Here is a 17,406-nt window from a genome sequence, read left to right as displayed (position 1 = left end):
TCTTCTGCTCTTCGTCGCCTTCGAGGGCCTTCAGAGCGGAACCAGCGATAACAGGAACATCATCGCCCGGGAAATCGTAGCTGGAGAGCAGCTCACGAACTTCCATCTCAACGAGCTCGAGGAGTTCCGGATCGTCAACCTGGTCAACCTTGTTCAGGAAGACAACGATTGCCGGTACACCGACCTGACGAGCGAGCAGGATGTGCTCACGAGTCTGCGGCATCGGGCCATCAGCTGCGGAAACAACCAGGATAGCACCATCCATCTGAGCAGCACCAGTGATCATGTTCTTGACATAGTCAGCATGGCCCGGGCAGTCAACGTGTGCATAATGACGTTTCGGCGTCTCATACTCAACGTGTGCCGTGTTGATCGTGATACCGCGCTCGCGCTCCTCCGGAGCCTTATCGATATCAGCATAGTCTTCGAAAGAAGCTTTGCAGCCCGGAGTCTCGGAGAGAACTTTCGTGATTGCAGCCGTCAGCGTCGTCTTGCCATGGTCAACGTGACCGATGGTACCGATGTTAACATGCGGTTTGGTTCTTTCAAACTTTTCTTTAGCCATTGTGATTTTTTCCTCCCTTATTCACCTTTGTTTTTTGCGACAATCTTGTCAGCAATATTTTTAGGAACTTCATCATAGTAAGCAACTTCCATGCTGTAGTTCCCTCGGCCCTGAGTCTTGGAACGCAGGTCAGTCGAGTAACCGAACATCTCGGAGAGCGGAACGTAGCCAGTGATGACCTGAGAACCGTTGCGCGCTTCCATACCATCGATACGGCCGCGGCGGGAGTTCAGATCGCCGATGACATCGCCCATGTACTCTTCCGGTACGGTGACTTCGACTTTAACATACGGCTCAAGCAGAACCGGATTTGCTTTTTCAGCACCATTGCGGAATGCCATGGAGCCGGCAACTTTGAATGCTGCCTCAGAGGAGTCGACTTCGTGGAAGGAACCATCGAAGACCGTTGCTTTGATGTCGACCATCGGATAACCAGCAACAACGCCGGCTTCCATAGCCTGCTTAACACCATCTTCAATCGGCTTGATGAATTCTTTCGGGATAGCGCCGCCGACAACCTTGTTCTCGAATGCGAAACCTTCGCCCGGTTCCTGCGGCTCGAGTTTGAGCCAGCAGTGACCATACTGGCCATGACCGCCGGACTGACGTACGAACTTACCTTCGGACTCAACGGATTTGCGGATCGTTTCACGATAAGCAACCTGCGGCTCGCCGACTTTGCATTCAACCTTGAATTCGCGTTTCATGCGGTCAACGATGATCTGGAGGTGAAGCTCGCCCATGCCGGAGATGATCGTCTGACCCGTTTCCTGGTCCGTGCGGACGCGGAACGTCGGATCTTCTTCAGCGAGTTTCTGAAGAGCAACGCCCATCTTCTCCTGGTCGTTCTTCGTCGACGGCTCAACCGCAACGGAGATAACCGGATCCGGGAATACCATGGACTCGAGGATGATCGGATGTTCTTCATCGCAGAGCGTATCACCAGTCGTCGTGTCTTTGAGGCCGACAGCTGCAGCGATATCACCGCTGTATACGCGCTCGATTTCTTTACGATGGTTGGCATGCATCTGCAGGATACGGCCGATACGCTCTTTCTTGCCCTTCGTGGAGTTGTACACATAAGAGCCGCCATCGAGGATACCGGAGTAAACGCGGAAGAATGCGAGTTTACCAACGAACGGATCCGTCATGATCTTGAATGCGAGTGCCGAGAACGGAGCCTCGTCACTTGCCGGACGATGATCTTCCTCGCCCGTTTCCGGGTTGACACCAGCGATCGGCGGGATATCCGTCGGAGCCGGCATGTAATCAACGATTGCATCGAGGAGCGGCTGAACGCCTTTATTGCGATAGGAAGTACCGCAGGTAACCGGGCAGAGTTTGCATGCGACCGTACCCTTGCGGATTACTGCCTTGATTTCATCTTCCGTGATGTCTTCGCCGCCGAGGTATTTTTCCATGAAGTCATCATCGAGCTCGGAAAGAGCCTCGAGGAGGATTTCGCGGTATTCCTCAGCCTGGTCTTTCATGTCATCCGGAATGGCAACTTCGTCTTCGACTTTGCCGAGGTCGTCTTCATAGACGATGGCTTCCATCTTGACGAGGTCGATGATGCCTTTGAACGTATCTTCAGCGCCGATCGGCAGCTGGATTGCAACTGCGTTTGCGTTGAGGCGTTCTTTCATCATCTTGATGACATTGTAGAAGTCCGCGCCCGTGATGTCCATTTTGTTGACATATGCCATACGCGGAACATTATAATTCTCAGCCTGACGCCAAACGGTCTCAGTCTGAGGCTCAACACCGCCGCGGGCAGTCAGAACTGCTACAGCGCCATCGAGTACACGCAGGGAACGCTCAACCTCTACCGTGAAGTCCACGTGACCCGGCGTATCAATGATGTTGATGCGATGACCTTTCCAATGGCAGGTCGTTGCAGCGGACGTGATCGTGATACCACGCTCCTGCTCCTGAACCATCCAGTCCATCGTTGCAGCACCATCATGTACTTCACCGATCTTGTGGTTGACACCCGTGTAGAAGAGGATACGCTCCGTGGTCGTCGTCTTACCGGCATCGATGTGAGCCATGATACCGATGTTACGAGTCTTTTCAAGGGAATACTCTCTTGCCACTTTTGTTCTCCTTCTTTGAACCCTCCCCCTGCCTGAGCAGCGGGAGACTGAGTCTTACCAACGATAGTGAGCGAAAGCCTTGTTGGCTTCTGCCATCTTATGCGTATCTTCCTTCTTCTTGATAGCTGCGCCAGTGTTGTTGGCTGCATCCATCAGCTCACCGGAAAGACGCTCATCCATCGTCTTCTCACCGCGGAGACGAGCATAATTGACGATCCAGCGGATGCCGAGAGTCATACGGCGGTCCGGACGGACCTCAACCGGAACCTGGTAGTTAGCACCACCGACGCGGCGTGCGCGAACCTCGAGGACCGGCATAACATTTTTGAGAGCAGTCTCAAAAACTTCGAGAGGATCCTTGCCCGTCTTGGCACGGATCGTCTCAAACGCATCATAAACGACGCGCTCAGCAACGCTCTTCTTACCGGAAAGCATTACTTTATTGATGAATTTCGTAACCGTCTTGCTGTGGTACACCGGATCCGGCAGTACGTCGCGCTTCGGTACGGAACCTTTTCTTGGCATTGTTTTACCTCCTTCTTCATTAGCATATATCTCCCACCCTCAGGCAGGAATCCGTTTCTTATTTCTTCTTCGCTTTGGCTTTCTTCGCACCGTACTTGGAACGGCCCTGGCCGCGATCCTGCACACCGGCAGTATCGAGCGAGCCGCGGATGATGTGGTAACGAACACCTGGCAGGTCCTTGACACGACCGCCGCGAATCAGAACAACGCTATGCTCCTGAAGATTATGACCAATGCCTGGGATGTATGCGGTAACCTCGATGCTGTTCGTCAAACGAACACGGGCAACCTTACGCAGAGCCGAGTTCGGCTTTTTCGGCGTAGACGTGTAAACACGCGTGCAAACACCACGTTTCTGCGGGCAATTCTTGAGTGCTGGTGCTTTGGACTTCTCCTGCATGCTCTTTCTGCTCTTACGAACTAACTGATTGATAGTAGGCATACATGCACCTCCTTCCTTCATATTGAGAATTTATTATTTATTAAAACCCTGAAACAAAGTTCCTGAGTTTTTAACAAATAGGCTGTTTGAGGACTGCCGCTGCTGCTGCGCCGACTTCAATGCCGCAGGCATTGCCGAGGTCTTTCATCGTCGCCGCGTGCTCAACGGGAACACCGTGTTCCCTGCAGAGTTTCTGGAGCGGCTCTGTGACATGTGCATCGGCGTCATCCGCAAGGAAAACGCTTTCTGCAGCACCGCGCTTCACAGCTTTGGTAACCTGCTTGATACCCATCACCCGACTGGCGCCTTTCAGTGCATCCAGTGTCATTGCTTTCACTCTCCTGTATCACTAAATCGTGCGCTTAAATCAGGCACTCCTATAATATAACACCCACCAAAACCCTTGTCAACACTTATTTTATAAAGATTTCTGTGTACACGCCGTCTAGCGTGTCTTTTTTCGTTTATGCCAGAAAAACAGACCTTTTTGTACTCTTACAGCACACATAAAATGAAAATGTTTACAAAAATAAAGGCCTGCAGAAAGCAGGCCTTTACAGTATACAAATTTACTTTTGTAAATTATTTGTTGGCGGCGATGACTTTCATGGCAACTTCCGTCACATGCTCCTTCGTGAAGCCGAACTTCTCGAAGAGCTTTGCTGCCGGTGCCGAAGCGCCGAAGCTTTCCATGCAGACCGTAGCGCCGTCGAGACCGACATAGCGGCCCCAGCCGAAGCTCGAGAGAGCCTCAACGGCTACGCGGGCGCGGACATTCTTCGGCAGGATGCTTTCCTTATAAGCTTCATCCTGTTTCTCGAAGAGGTCCATGCACGGCATCGAAACGACGCGGACATCGAGACCGCTCTTAGCGAGTTCTTCCTGTGCCTCAATGGCCAGCGATACTTCAGAGCCCGTGGCAATCAGAATGCCGTCCATGTTTTCGGCATCCTTGGCTTCCGAAACGACGTAAGCACCCTTGAGGGCTTCTTTCGAGGAGCCGGCGAGCTGCGGCAGAGCCTGACGCGTGAGGACGAGAGCCGTCGGGGTCTTCGTAGCTGTAGCAGCGAGGTACCAGCCTGCAGCCGTCTCCGTGGCATCGGCCGGACGGAAGACGTTGATATTCGGCAGCGAACGCAGCATGGCGAGCTGCTCAATCGGCTCATGCGTCGGGCCGTCTTCGCCAACGCCGATGCTGTCATGCGTGAAGACATACGTCACAGGAATGCCCATGAGTGCTGCGAGGCGGACCATCGGCTTCGTGTAATCACTGAAGACGAAGAAGGTCGCGACATAAGCGCGCAGGCCGCCGTGCAGCGTCAGGCCGTTGGCGATGGCTGCCATGGCGAGCTCGCGGACGCCGAAGTGCAGGTTGCGGCCCGCATAGTTCGTCTTGCTGAAGTCGCCCTCGCCTTCCATATGCGTCTTATTGGACGGCGCGAGGTCGGCGCTGCCGCCGATGAGGTTCGGCATGATGTCTTTGAGACGGTTGATCATCTTGCCGGACAGATTGCGCGTAGCGACGGCCTTGTCCTCATAAGCCCAGAATTCGTCGTTGTTGTAGAGGGCCTCGGCGTTGACGGCCGTGTGGTATTTCTCCCAGCGTGCCTTGTCTTCCGGGAACTTCTCGCAGTACTCGGCAAACATCTTGTTCCAGGCTTCTTCAGCAGCCTCGCCCTTCTTGGCGAGCTCTGCATAGTGGTCGTAAACATCCTGCGGGATGTTGAAGGACTTATCCGGCTCCGGCCAGCCGAGGTTCTCCTTCATGGCCTTGACGTTCTCTTCGCCGAGCGGCTCGCCGTGAGCACTGGCCTTGCCCTGCTTTGCCGGGCAGCCGTAGCCAATGAGCGTCTTGACCGTGATGAAGGACGGATGTTCTTTATCGGCCTTGGCTTCTTCAATGGCCTTGCCGATGGCCTCGAGGTCGTTGCCGTCCTCAACCGTGATGGTCTGGAAGCCGAACGCACGCATGCGGGCCTGAACATTTTCCGTGAAGGCGATATTCGTGCTGCCCTCGATGGAAATCTTATTGGAATCGTAGAGAATGATAAGCTTCGACAGGCCGAGTGTGCCAGCGAGCGAGAACGCCTCGGAGGAAATGCCCTCCATCATGCAGCCGTCGCCGCCGAGTGCGAACGTGTAGTGGTCGACGACCGGATAGCCCGGACGGTTGAACATCGAAGCGAGATGTGCCTCAGCCATGGCCATGCCGACAGCCATGCCCATGCCGGCGCCGAGCGGGCCCGTCGTGGCTTCAACACCGACCGTGTGGCCGTACTCCGGATGGCCCGGCGTCAGCGAGCCGTCCTGACGGAACTGTTTCATGTCGTCCATCGTCAGGCCGTAGCCATAGAAATGGAGCAGCGAGTAAAGAAGCGTCGAACCATGGCCGCCGGACAGGATGAAACGGTCGCGGTTGGCCCATTTCGGGTCCTTCGCATTATGGTTCATGTGGTTGGCCCAGAGCTCATAAGCCATCGGTGCGCTGCCAAGGGGCAGGCCCGGATGACCGGATTTTGCTTTCTGGATGGCATCCGCTGCAAGAACACGGATGGCGTTTACGCATTTGGTGTCGATGTTACTCAAAGTGTATCTCTCCTTACCACTTGATTCTGAAAATTCCTAATGAATCCTCTCACAAGGTATATTCTACAAGATTTTCTAGGAAAAGTACAGGGGCCATTTCAAAAATTTATGACCTGATATCAATTCCATATCGTTCAGGCGATGTCAGGACGCAGGGAAACCGCGCGTCCCATATAGACGTGATGGATATCCGCCTGCTTTTTCTCCGTATCTGCGAGCACAAGCACGCGGATGCACATCGGCAGACTGCCTTCGATGGCACACTGGCGCGCATCGAAGAGCGGCACAAGGTCAAAGCCCGGCAGTTTCCGTACACCGGCCGTCGGAAATGCCGCCGTGAGGTCCTCCGTCATGCTGAAGATCACCGCGCCGATCTCCTCCGTATGCAGTTCATTTTTGGCCAGCAGCTCTTTCATCATCGCCGCTGCTGCCTGCCAGATTTCTTCCTTTTCATTGTGCTCCACAGTCGTCGCACCGCGTATGCCTCTCATGCTCATGCTCGTTCTTCCTTCCCAGATACTGTATTTCCAGATACCATATTGTCAATGCCTGAACCAAAACAAAAATTTCTTATGTTCATTGTCATTCTATCATGTCCTCTCAAAACGCGCCACTCAAAATAAAAAGACCTGCCGCAAAAGCAGCAGGTCTTCATTGACCATTTTATATTTTTGTCAGACGCCCTTGTGAATTTCCCAGATGATGCGGATGCTCAGGAAAAAGGCAATGAGGTAGCCCACAAAGCCGAGCAGCGGGATTTCCATGATTTTCGGGGTCATATTCGTCGTGCAGATGGTGCTTGAACCTAAAAGCAGGGCTGCACAGAGCACGGCCAAAATGATTTTGTTGATCATCTTGTCGAGTCGGTTTAAGGGCTCTTCCGAGCCCGTCAGGTCGAGATTGACCTTGGTCTGGCCGCTCATCGTCATCTTCAGGATGTCCGAGATCTGTTCGGGCAGCTGGGCCGACTTGCGCATGAGCACGAGGCCTTCGCGCTTGACCTTGTCCATTTCGTCGCGCCAGCTGAAATTCTTCTTGAAGTCAAGGGACAGGCTCTTGGCGAAAATCTCCACAAAGCTGACCTTCGGGCAGCAGAGGCGCATGACGCCCTCGATGGTCAGCACGCCGCGCGCGAACATCGAGAGCCCCTGCGGGCAGGCGATGTGATGGACGCGCAGGATGTTCATGATCTGGCGCGTCAAAACGCCCATCTGCAGCGAATTGAAGTCAAGCGAGCTGTACTGCGCCATCATGGCATCGATGTCCTGATACAGGGCCGTGTGATTGATGCGGCCGCGCACGACACCGAGTGACAGCACGGCTGCCTTCATTTCAAACGTATCGTGATTCGCGAGGGCCAGTACCGCCTTGCGGATGGAAAGGCGGTCACGGCTCGAGAGCCTGCCGACCATGCCGAGGTCGAGCCAGATGATGCGGCCGTTGCGAATCCAGATATTGCCGGGATGCGGGTCCGCGTGGAAAAAACCGTCCTCGATGATCTGCTTGACGTAATTTTCGCCGAGATGGCGGCCGAGCTGATTGATATCGTAGCCATTGGCGCGCAGGGCATCGAAATCATCGATGCGGATGCCGTCGATGAATTCAAGCACAAGGATGTGCTGGGTCGAGAGCTGACGGTAGACCTTTGGGCAGCCTACGTAGTCGACATCGCGGTTGAGGTGCTCGAATTCTTCGATATGGTCCGCCTCCATGAGAAAGTCCATCTCCTGTTTGGCAATGGTCCACATCTCATCGAGCACCATGTTGAAATCGAGGACATCCTGCGAATGGCTGATGATCTTGAGGAGGGTCGCCGCCCGCTTTAACAGCACGATATCCTTGCTCATGATTTCGTAAATGCCGGGGCGCTGAACCTTGACGACAACTTTCTCGCCCGTAGTCAGCACGGCGCGGTGTACCTGCGCAATGCTAGCCGAGCCTAAAGCCTCTTCGTCGATGAACTCAAAAATCTGATTCCAGCGGCGGCTGTATTCGCGTTCAATCACCTCGAGGATGACGTGGAACGGCAGCGGCTTGGCGCCGGTCTGCAGCTTCATGAGCTCATCGCAGTACTCCGGCGGCAGAAAGTCAGGGCGCATGCTCATAATCTGGCCGAGCTTGACAAATGTCGGGCCGAGGTCCTCAAGGACCTGACGCAGTTTGACAGGCGTCATGCCGCGCACGACCTCGCGCTTTCTAAGAACCGCAATCATTTCCCGCAGGCGCGCCGTGGCACCTGCATCCTCTATCGCATTCTGCAAGAATTTATCGAGCATAGGACCTTATCCTTACTTCTTATACTTCTCCTGAAGCTGCTGTTTGACCGTTTCATTCGCTAAGAAATCATCGTACGTCGAGAGCCGGTCGACGACGCCGTCCGGCGTGATGTCGATGATGCGGTTCGCAATCGTCTGCACGAACTCATGGTCGTGCGAGGCGAAGAGAGCCGTGCCCTTGAAGGCAATCAGGCCGTTGTTGAGCGCCGTGATGGACTCGAGGTCGAGGTGGTTCGTCGGCTCGTCAAGAATCAGCACGTTGGCGCCCGAGAGCATCATGCGCGAAAGCATGCAGCGCACGCGCTCACCGCCCGAGAGGACCGAGGCCTTTTTCTGGCTTTCCTCGCCCGAGAACAGCATGCGGCCGAGGAAGCCGCGCACGAACGTCTCGTCCGGATCCTTCGAATACTGGCGCAGCCAGTCGACGAGGTTCAGGTCCACGCCGTCAAAATACGCAGAGTTGTCCGAAGGCAGATACGCCTGTGTCGTCGTCACGCCCCATTTGAACGTGCCCTCGTCCGGCTGCTCCTCGCCCATGAGGATTTTAAAGAGCATCGTCTTGCCGAGCGTGTTCGGGCCGACAAAGGCGACTTTATCGCCGCGCTTCAGCGTGAAGCTGACATTTTTGAGGACCTGCTCGCCGTCAACGGACTTCGAGATGCCGTCGACCTGCAGCAGCTGGTCGCCGGCCTCGCGGTCCGGCGTGAAGGCGATGTACGGATAACGGCGCGAAGACGGCTTGATATCCTCGACCTTGATTTTGTCGAGCAGCTTCTTGCGGCTCGTCGCCTGCTTGGATTTCGCGGCATTGGCGGCGAAACGCGCGATGAAGTTCTGCAGTTCCTTGATTTTCTCCTCGGCCTTCTTGTTCTGCTCCTTCTGCAGCTGCAGCGCGAGCTGGCTCGACTGGTACCAGAAATCGTAGTTGCCGGCGTAGAGCTTGATTTCGCCGTAGTCGACATCGCAGATGTACGTGCAGACCTGATTGAGGAAATGGCGGTCGTGCGAAACGACGATGACCGTGTTCGGGAAGTTCGCGAGGAAATCCTCGAGCCAGTTGATGGACTCGACATCGAGATGGTTCGTCGGCTCGTCGAGCAGCAGGATGTCCGGGCTGCCGAACAGGGCCTGAGCGAGCAGCACGCGGACTTTTTCCTTCGCCGTGAGGTCTGCCATCTTCATCGTGTGCTCATTTTCCGGGATGCCGAGGCCATTCAAGAGGCGCGCAGCCTCGGATTCCGCGTCCCAGCCGTTGAGCTCGGCAAACTCCGCTTCAAGCTCCGAAGCACGCATGCCGTCCTCTTCCGAGAAATCCGGCTTGGCGTAAAGCGCGTCCTTCTCGTCCATGATTTCCACGAGGCGTTTGTGGCCCATGATGACCGTGCGCAGGACCTCGTAATCATCGTAGGCGTAATGGTCCTGCTGCAGTACGGCGAGGCGTTCGCCCGGCGTGATTTCAATCGTGCCGCCCGTCGGCTCAATGTCGCCTGCCAGCAGCTTCAAAAATGTCGACTTGCCGGCGCCATTGGCACCGATGATGCCGTAGCAGTTGCCCGGCGTGAATTTGAGGTTGACATCCTTGTAAAGGACACGTTTGCCAAACTGGAGGCTGACATTATTGACTGTAATCATCTAGTGATTTCATCCCTTTCTAATAAAACAAACACGACAAAGATATATATGAATTCTTCTAATATAGTATGGCTGCCCGAAGGCAGCCTCATATTTCACTCGTTATTCGGTCAGCATGGCGCGGAACATCGAGAGAATGCTCTGGCCGTACGTATAGCCAGGTACGGCCCAGCGGCCGTTGAGGTCTTCCCATTTGCCGAGCGTGCGCGTGCCGTAGGAATCGCGCACGAGCTGATAGCGCGGGTCCACGACCGGCTCACTCGGTTCGCGCGTCGAGGAATAGGCCAAAAGGTGCTGGATGTGGGCGCGTACGCCGAGCTGTGCCGTCGGGAAGAACGCGCCCTTGACGCCGCCGCCCGTCGTGCCAAGACCGCAGTAGTTGTTCTGCTGCGGGATAACATCGCCGCCATAGCGGAAGAAGCCCGTTTCCTTCAGGGCCTGAGCAAAGGCAACATCCGGACGGATGCCCTCGCGCGCGCCTTCTTCATAATAGTAGGCAACGAGCTGCTGCGGCGAGACCGTGATGTCAGGATACGGATTGTTGCTTAAGAGATAGCGCACGCACTGTTCCTGACTGGCAAGCGGCGTACCGATGATGGAATCATCGTAGGCAGAGACCGTGGCCGGCACGGCAAGCGGCGTCATGGATGAAGCCGCCCCATCCGACGGATACAGGATATTGTGAATGCGCGACTGGAAATCGCTGCCGCCCGAAAGTTCTTTCTCGGACGTCGCATGCAGCTGGTCTTCCCCGCGCAGGTCCTGATGGATATCGAGTTTCGGCTCCGTCTGATGCGCACGCACGCGCGTCTTCTGTGCCCTCTCAGCCACATCCGGTACCGCTACCGTGACTTCCGCGCTGCTCTGCGGTGCCTTATGGACACGCTTTGCCTCTGTGACGGTTGGTGCATAAAACAGGAACGAACCAAGAACAACGCCCGTTAACAAATATTTTCCATAAGAATTCCAATGCTTTGACACGAATACGAACACTCCTTATCAAACTACAAACTCAAACGCACTTTAAAACTTCAATACTGCAAACTACTTTAAACCTATACGATGGACCAAAAGCCAAAGAAAAAATACAGGATGAAGAGAACGGCCAGCAGCCGCTGGAATACGCTGACTTCCCTGCTTTCGCCGGCCAGAATCTTGAGGCTGACATAGGCGATACAGGCAGCGCCTATTCCCGCTGCAATGTTCTGCGTGAGCGGCAGCAGCAAAAAGAGCAGCCCTGCCGCCGTCTTCTCGGGCAGTCCGCCCGCAAAGGCGCGCGCAAAATCCTGCAGCAGCACGAGCCCCGCACCGAACAGGGCCGGCGCGAGAATGGCCGTGAACGAAGCCATGGACTTCATCGTCGGCTCGGCAAAGAGCAGCAGCAGCAAAAATGCCGCCGTAAAGTAAGCCATGCGTCCGGAGCGTCCGCCCAGGGACTGCCCCACGGCCGACTCCGGTGCGGGCGCAAGGGGCATCGAGCCCAAAAGGCACGAGACGAAACTCAGGCCGCTGAGCGTCAGCACGGACTTTGCCATCCGGCCCTCTTCCTGCCGTTTTTCCTGCGGCATCAGGGCCGCAAGACCGCCCCAGCTCGTAAAGCAGAGGTACAGCAGCAGGAAAAGCGTGAGATTGACATAATCACACGCTTTTATATTATCCCACCCATTCATGAATATGAGCTGAAGACCCGTCTTATCGAGGCCTTCGGGCAGGAAAAAAGGCGCGTCCGGCAGGACCCAGAAGCCGCCGATAAAAGCCAGCAGTGCTGTGACAAAGACGCCGCCGAGCACGGCAAAGCGGTTTTTGACCGCCATGAGCGCAAGCATCGCGATGATGCCCGCAAGACTAAGATACGCCACGGGGTCCGAAAGATTGCCGAGCTGCAGAAGCCCGGTCGGGCTCCCCAGCAGCAGATGCCCCTGATAGAATCCCTGAAAGACCAGCATGAGCCCGAGGGCCCCGCGCAGGCCGTCCGCGATGCACGCAGGAAAGAGACTGCCCAGTCTTTTAAGCCGGCCCGACTTTATGAGGATTCCCAAAAGCAAAGTCAGCACGAGCGAAACGGCTGCGCCCATGAAGAGCACCATCTGCCAGCTCACGCCGTGCGCAAGGATGATGACGGAAACCAGCCACGCCGAAAGCGCTGCGGAAGGAGCTGCCGCCACGGGCAGGCCAAGCCTGCCAAAAATCAGGCAGCCCGCTATGGCCATGAACATGGACGCCGTGTAAACGCCCATAAAATCCGCTCCCGCCTGCACAAAAAGAGTCGGCAGCAGCAAAAGAGAAACGGCAAGTGATACAGCTGTCAGGAAGCCCGGCAGCATTTCCCGCATATTGACTCCTCCTCGCTAAAAGACTATACCCTCTATTTTATCATAGAATCGGACGAATCTCCATCAATCCGGCAAATGATCCGGCAAAACTCGTCAAAACTCTGCGGAAAATCGTGCCATCTCCATACAATCTCCATAGAAGAAATGATATAATGACACTGTGTCTTATTGAAACTGCTGAGCCTCTAGAGAAAGCCTGCAGCAGTTTGAGGAGGGTCTGCTTTTGCGTATCAAAAAATCCATGAACATGGTCAAGGTGGCTGCAGCTCTGGCCATCGTCCTGCTCATCATCATCATCCATCTGGCTAATCCGGCGTTTTTTCCGCACCTTGTGGGACTTTTGTCGCGCGGCGATATCAAGGAAACAGCGGTCTACATCGCTTCATTTGGTCCCTGGGCCGTGCTCTTCAGCTTCCTGCTGACCCTTTTTGTCAACGCGCTCGGCTTCCCGCCGGCCATCATTTTTTCTACGGCCAACACGCTGATTTTCGGCATTTTCTGGGGCATTTTCCTGTCCGTCGTCGCTGAGACCGTCGGCGTGACGCTGAGCTTCGTGCTGCTGCGCTTCTTCTTCCGCGATGCGGCCGAAAGAATCATCAGCAAGCACAGGACGCTGGCGAACCTCGATAAATACAGCGGCAAGCGCGGCTTTGTCGTCATGCTGATCGCGCGCATGGTCCCGTACTTCCCTTCCATCCTTCTGAACGCACTCGGCGCCATCTCCGCCATGTCGATGCGCGATTACGTCATCTCCTCATTTGTCGGCAAATTCCCCTCAACGGGCATCGAGGCCATCATCGGCCACGATACAATCACGCATCAGGAGGATCCGACACGCCTCATCGTCGTCTGCATCTTTGCCGTTCTGCTGATTGTCGGGGCCTGGATTTACGAAAAGCGCGCGGCCAAGAAAGCCTCGGAAGCATAAAAAGCATAAGTCAGACATTGCCGAGATGGACAAAACGCAGATGGCGCCCCGCGATCGCCGCTAAGTTTTTCAGCGTAGGATACGGCGTCATGGGGATCTTTACATGATAGCGCGGAAAATACCGCGAGAGATGCAGCGGGATTTCAGGGGAAATCCCGGCGAGCCACTCTGCCTCCGCTGCCATTTCCGCAGGGCTGTCATTTTTCCCCGGAATCACGAGCGTCGTGACCTCCACATGTACGTGATTTGCTGCCGCCATGGAAATGGCGGCTTTTGTTGTCTCAAGACTGCCCCCAAGCCAGCTGTAAAAATCCTGCGTAAAACCCTTGAGGTCGATGTTCACGGCATCGACGTAAGGAAGGAGTTTTCCCCAGGGCTCTTTCTCGATTTGGCCATTCGTCACAAGCACGACGGCAAGATTTTTCTCCTTGAGCAGTTTCGCCGTATCATAGACGAATTCATAGCCGACTAAAGGCTCGTTGTACGTGAAGGCCACGCCGATATTGCCAGAAGTTTCTTCAAGGCGCTGCGCGGCAGCCGCGATTTCTTTTGGCGTCACCTGCTCCGTGGGCAGCCTTTCCCCCTCGAAGCCATCAGCCCCGGCCTGCGAAATCGTGTAATTCTGGCAGAACGGGCAGCGCAGATTGCAGCCAAAGCTGCCGACTGACAGGATGAAACTGCCCGGATGAAAGTGGTAAAGCGGCTTTTTCTCAATCGGGTCAAGGGCCGCCGATGTCAGTTTGCCATAATTCAGCGATACGACTCTGCCATGTTCATTTCTGCGGACACGGCAGAAGCCGACGGCCCCTTCCTTTAAACGGCAGTGATGCGGGCAGAGCGTACAGATGACATAGGCGGCTGTTTTTTCTGCAGCTTCAGACATGGCGCGTTACCTCGAAGCGCCAGAGCGTGTATTTCTCTTTGGCGCCGATATTGCCCTTGCGCCGTGCGATGTCAATCTGCTGCGCGACGGTGTCGACGCCGGCGAGGTCCGGCAGCAGCACGCCGCGGCGTTCGCCGCACTGCACGATGACGCCGTAGCGCTTGACGTCGAGCTGTTTCGGCGAGTCGATGGGCTCGGGCTCCGAGAGCACGTCGACGTCGTAGACGAGCCGAGGAAGTTCCTCGGGCGTGACCTGCGGGAAGCGCGGGTCGTGCATGCCGGCTGAAACGGCATTACAGATGATTTCTTCGGCGAGATTCCTCCTGCCGGGGGCCAGCGTGCCGATGCAGCCGCGCAGGCGTCCTTCCTTCTTGATGGAGACAAAGCAGCCGGCCCGCCTGTCCTGCAGGTCCTCGGGCAAATCCTTCGGCACGGGCAGGACGACATGGCTTCTGACATACGTCTCGAGGCTCAGCCGCGCGAGGTGTACATAGCCGTCTTCCTTCGCGCGCAGGGCTTCGATGTCCTTCTTTTCCTTCTGCAGCAGCTGCCTGCCGATATCGCGCGAATCATCTTCGCCCAGGGGCTTTAAATAAGCCACGCCGTAGCCGACGCCAAAGGTTCCCTCATATGACAGAAGCTCACCTGCGACTTTCTGCCGGTCCAAAGCACCCGTCATAATCCAGAACGAACGCAGTCCGCACTCGGCCGCCCCCTCGGCAAGGTCGTGGTTAATAGTCAAAAGCGAGAGGAAGTCCGCACGGTCCAGAGCTTCCGTGACATCATGGTCAAAGACAGGCCCCTCCTTGGCAAAACCGTAAGGACCGTCGGCCTTGAGTTTATGCGAGAGGTCGCCGCTTGCAATGAAGACCACGCGGCGGCCGAGTTCATCGGCTGTCTCGCGGATGAGCTCGCCAAAGCGGTAATGCACGTCGGCAGAGAGTCCCGAAAGACCGATGCGCACGACTTTCACGGGCTTTGTGAGCTCCGGCTGCAGAAAATAGAGCGGTATCATCGTGCCGTGGTCAAGAGAAGGTTCGCGCTCGCCGAGGAAGCCTGCGGGCAGGTCCTCCTGCATGCATTTAGCCGCGAGCGTCTTCGCAAAGGCTTCATCATAATCGACTTCAATCTGCACTTCCGGAGCGCGGAAGGCCGCAAAATCCCCCATGGCCTTTTTGCCCGGTGAAATATGGAAATAATCGCTGTACATCGTCGCATGCGGGCTCGTGATGACGACCGTATCCGGCTCAAGTGCCGCGACGCGCTGCATGACCTCTTGATACGCCGCACTCGTCTTCGCAATCTTTTTCTCCTCGCCCTGACCGACTTCCGGCAGAATAATCGGCGGATGCGGCACAGCCACAGCTGCAAGAATTGACATGGAAATCCCTCCTCTATCCTGTAATCCATGTTTTTTCCATGGTGTTTCTTTACATTACTAAGTTAATATTACGAGAAAATTTGTGAAAATCCTGCCATATCACAGCAAAATCATAAGAAGTACGGCTCATCCTGTATTATAATAGAAGAAAAACGGAGGCATTATGTCCCATATGACCAGAAGAAATTTCCTAAAGCTCTGCACGAGCGCCCTTCTAGCGCTCGGACTCGGCCGCTTCGTGCCGGCCGCCGCCATGGACCTCAAAATAAAATTCCCGCGCCAAATCATCACGAAGGATGCTTCGCGCAGCCGCACCATTATGTGGCAGACAGACGGAGCGCGTGAGAATGCTTCTTTCGTGCTCAAAAATCCCGACGGTACGGAAGCGTCCTTTACGCCCGAGGCCAATACCCTGCTGCAGGACGACACGACCACGACGTTTTACACCGTGCATTTAAATGACCTGCAGCCCGCTTCGACATATCACGGCACGATTATGATGGCCGATGAAGCCCTTTCTCTTGCCATCGTGACGCCTGCGGCGGAGCTCACGGCCTTCACGGCCCTGCTTATCGACGATTCCCAATGCGGCGAGACATATGCGCCCTTTGAGAGTCTCCTGCAAAAAGCCCTCGCCCGCCAAAAAGATGCCGCGTTTCTCGCGGACCTCGGCGACCTCACGGACAACGGCCAGTCTTCGTGGCACTGGGATTCGTTTTTTTCCGTGCTCGACGAATGCAGGGCTAAGACGCTGCCCTTTGTGCCGGTCATGGGCAACCACGAATGCTACAGCCTCGACTGGCAGTTTGCCCTGCCGCGCCGCTATCTCGCCTCATTTTCCGTGCCGCCTAACGGCAGCCGGAATTTTGACGGCTATTACTATTCCTTTGACTACGGCCCCGTGCATTTCCTCGTGCTCAACACGCAGTTTGAAGAGCTCAATGAATTAAAACCCGGCCTTTTGCAGGAAGAACTGCTCTGGCTCAAGCATGATGCCGAGAGCACCAAGAAACCTTGGAAGGTCGTACTGATGCACAAGGACATCATCGCCTACGATGAATATCAGCCCCAAGCCGGCCATGCCGGCGGCATCAGCGATGTCGGCCACGATTTCATGAAAGCCTTTGACGCGCTCGGCATCGACCTCGTGCTCACGGGCCATATGCACACCTACCGCAACCGCGGTCATATCTATGACGAAAAGCCAGCGGACCACGGCCCCGTCTATCTGATGTTCGGCCCTGCCGGCAACGAGCGCTACTTCGTGCCGCCTGACGAGACCTTCGACAAAGTCAGCCTCGACCAGTCCGACCCGAACGTTTACCGCAACTACCTGACGCTGACCGCTTCGCCGCAAAAGCTCAGCACGGCCTGCTATCTCGAAGACGGCACACTCATCGACCGCGTCGTGCTGACAAAGTAAAATAAAGTAAAATCATAAAAGAAAAAGACGATAGAAGAGACACTCACGACACGACATCGTGGCATATTTCTTCTATCGTCTTTTTTTTGCAGCGAAGCCCCTGTCAGCAGGAGCTCTCACCCCAAATCGGGTGCTTCGCCGGCTTCAGGCTGCGCACGCGAATGAGGCGCAGGGCCTCGTGCATATCGACATCGAAGCGCCCTTCCCTGTCTTCGTAAACGCAGACGGGGTCTTTGACGCCGAGCTCGCTGGCCGGCATATAGACGTATTCGTGATTTTCAGAGTCGCCGTAAATAACGCCGACCCGAAGTTTTGCTTCGGCAAGTATCATCATTT

General features: G+C 55.4%; 16 protein-coding genes. 2 read left to right on the top strand and 14 right to left on the bottom strand.

Features of this window, described 5'->3' with window-relative positions; genetic code table 11:
• The 11 genes from ACI4OH_RS03545 to ACI4OH_RS03495 all read right to left on the bottom strand — a co-directional run.
• Positions 1-565 (bottom strand): GTP-binding protein (locus tag ACI4OH_RS03545; protein ID WP_439784186.1); only part of this gene is annotated, 565 nt, incomplete at its 3' end.
• Between the two features lie 17 nt (positions 566-582).
• Positions 583-2,661 carry an elongation factor G gene (gene fusA, locus ACI4OH_RS03540; RefSeq protein WP_435720712.1) on the bottom strand — a complete coding sequence of 693 codons (2,079 nt, stop codon included), beginning with the start codon at positions 2,659-2,661 and terminating at the stop codon, positions 583-585.
• 54 nt (positions 2,662-2,715) lie between these two features.
• Positions 2,716-3,186: a 30S ribosomal protein S7 gene (rpsG, locus tag ACI4OH_RS03535; RefSeq protein WP_005842089.1), complete on the bottom strand. Its 471-nt coding sequence runs from the start codon at positions 3,184-3,186 to the stop codon at positions 2,716-2,718.
• Between the two features lie 58 nt (positions 3,187-3,244).
• Entirely contained in the window at positions 3,245-3,628 is a 384-nt protein-coding gene (gene rpsL / locus ACI4OH_RS03530; protein WP_005842087.1) for a 30S ribosomal protein S12, read from the bottom strand.
• 70 nt (positions 3,629-3,698) lie between these two features.
• Positions 3,699-3,956 carry a ribosomal L7Ae/L30e/S12e/Gadd45 family protein gene (locus tag ACI4OH_RS03525; RefSeq protein ID WP_439784185.1) on the bottom strand — a complete coding sequence of 86 codons (258 nt, stop codon included), beginning with the start codon at positions 3,954-3,956 and terminating at the stop codon, positions 3,699-3,701.
• 254 nt (positions 3,957-4,210) lie between these two features.
• The gene (tkt, locus tag ACI4OH_RS03520) at positions 4,211-6,214 is read right to left on the bottom strand and encodes a transketolase (RefSeq protein WP_439784184.1); all 2,004 of its coding nucleotides are present in this window, start codon (positions 6,212-6,214) and stop codon (positions 4,211-4,213) included.
• 134 nt (positions 6,215-6,348) lie between these two features.
• Positions 6,349-6,705 carry a chorismate mutase gene (aroH, locus tag ACI4OH_RS03515; RefSeq protein ID WP_435720965.1) on the bottom strand — a complete coding sequence of 119 codons (357 nt, stop codon included), beginning with the start codon at positions 6,703-6,705 and terminating at the stop codon, positions 6,349-6,351.
• A gap of 183 nt (positions 6,706-6,888) precedes the next feature.
• The gene (locus tag ACI4OH_RS03510) at positions 6,889-8,490 is read right to left on the bottom strand and encodes an ABC1 kinase family protein (RefSeq protein WP_435720715.1); all 1,602 of its coding nucleotides are present in this window, start codon (positions 8,488-8,490) and stop codon (positions 6,889-6,891) included.
• Positions 8,491-8,502: 12 nt separating this feature from the next.
• A complete protein-coding gene (locus ACI4OH_RS03505; protein WP_439784183.1) occupies positions 8,503-10,122 on the bottom strand; it encodes an ABC-F family ATP-binding cassette domain-containing protein in 1,620 nt (539 codons plus the stop codon).
• 102 nt (positions 10,123-10,224) lie between these two features.
• Positions 10,225-11,103 (bottom strand): glucosaminidase domain-containing protein, encoded by an 879-nt coding sequence (locus ACI4OH_RS03500; protein ID WP_439784182.1) that lies wholly within the window; start codon positions 11,101-11,103, stop codon positions 10,225-10,227.
• A 74-nt stretch (positions 11,104-11,177) separates the two neighbouring features.
• A complete protein-coding gene (locus ACI4OH_RS03495; RefSeq protein WP_439784181.1) occupies positions 11,178-12,455 on the bottom strand; it encodes a hypothetical protein in 1,278 nt (425 codons plus the stop codon).
• A 247-nt stretch (positions 12,456-12,702) separates the two neighbouring features.
• Here ACI4OH_RS03495 and ACI4OH_RS03490 point away from each other — a divergent pair, with 247 nt between their 5' ends.
• Complete coding sequence (locus tag ACI4OH_RS03490; RefSeq protein ID WP_432647038.1) at positions 12,703-13,383, top strand: TVP38/TMEM64 family protein; 681 nt, start codon at positions 12,703-12,705, stop codon at positions 13,381-13,383.
• 10 nt (positions 13,384-13,393) lie between these two features.
• On the opposite strand, the gene amrS is transcribed toward ACI4OH_RS03490, so the two are convergent.
• Both amrS and amrA read right to left on the bottom strand, forming a co-directional pair.
• Positions 13,394-14,266, bottom strand: coding sequence for an AmmeMemoRadiSam system radical SAM enzyme (gene amrS / locus ACI4OH_RS03485; protein ID WP_439784180.1), 873 nt, complete (start codon positions 14,264-14,266; stop codon positions 13,394-13,396).
• Entirely contained in the window at positions 14,259-15,647 is a 1,389-nt protein-coding gene (gene amrA, locus ACI4OH_RS03480) for an AmmeMemoRadiSam system protein A (protein WP_439784179.1), read from the bottom strand. Before amrA ends, amrS begins: the two co-directional genes overlap by 8 nt.
• A 172-nt stretch (positions 15,648-15,819) precedes the next feature.
• On the opposite strand from amrA, the gene ACI4OH_RS03475 reads away from it, so the two are divergent.
• Positions 15,820-17,070 (top strand): metallophosphoesterase, encoded by a 1,251-nt coding sequence (locus ACI4OH_RS03475; protein WP_439784178.1) that lies wholly within the window; start codon positions 15,820-15,822, stop codon positions 17,068-17,070.
• Between the two features lie 103 nt (positions 17,071-17,173).
• Here ACI4OH_RS03475 and ACI4OH_RS03470 read toward each other — a convergent pair whose 3' ends face one another.
• Positions 17,174-17,404: a hypothetical protein gene (locus ACI4OH_RS03470; protein ID WP_432647034.1), complete on the bottom strand. Its 231-nt coding sequence runs from the start codon at positions 17,402-17,404 to the stop codon at positions 17,174-17,176.
• Positions 17,405-17,406: the final 2 nt, after the last annotated feature.

This window comes from Mitsuokella apri (assembly GCF_051886055.1).
In the GTDB taxonomy this organism is placed as follows: Bacteria; Bacillota; Negativicutes; order Selenomonadales; family Selenomonadaceae; genus Mitsuokella.
This window is presented reverse-complemented; position numbering and strand designations above follow the sequence as displayed.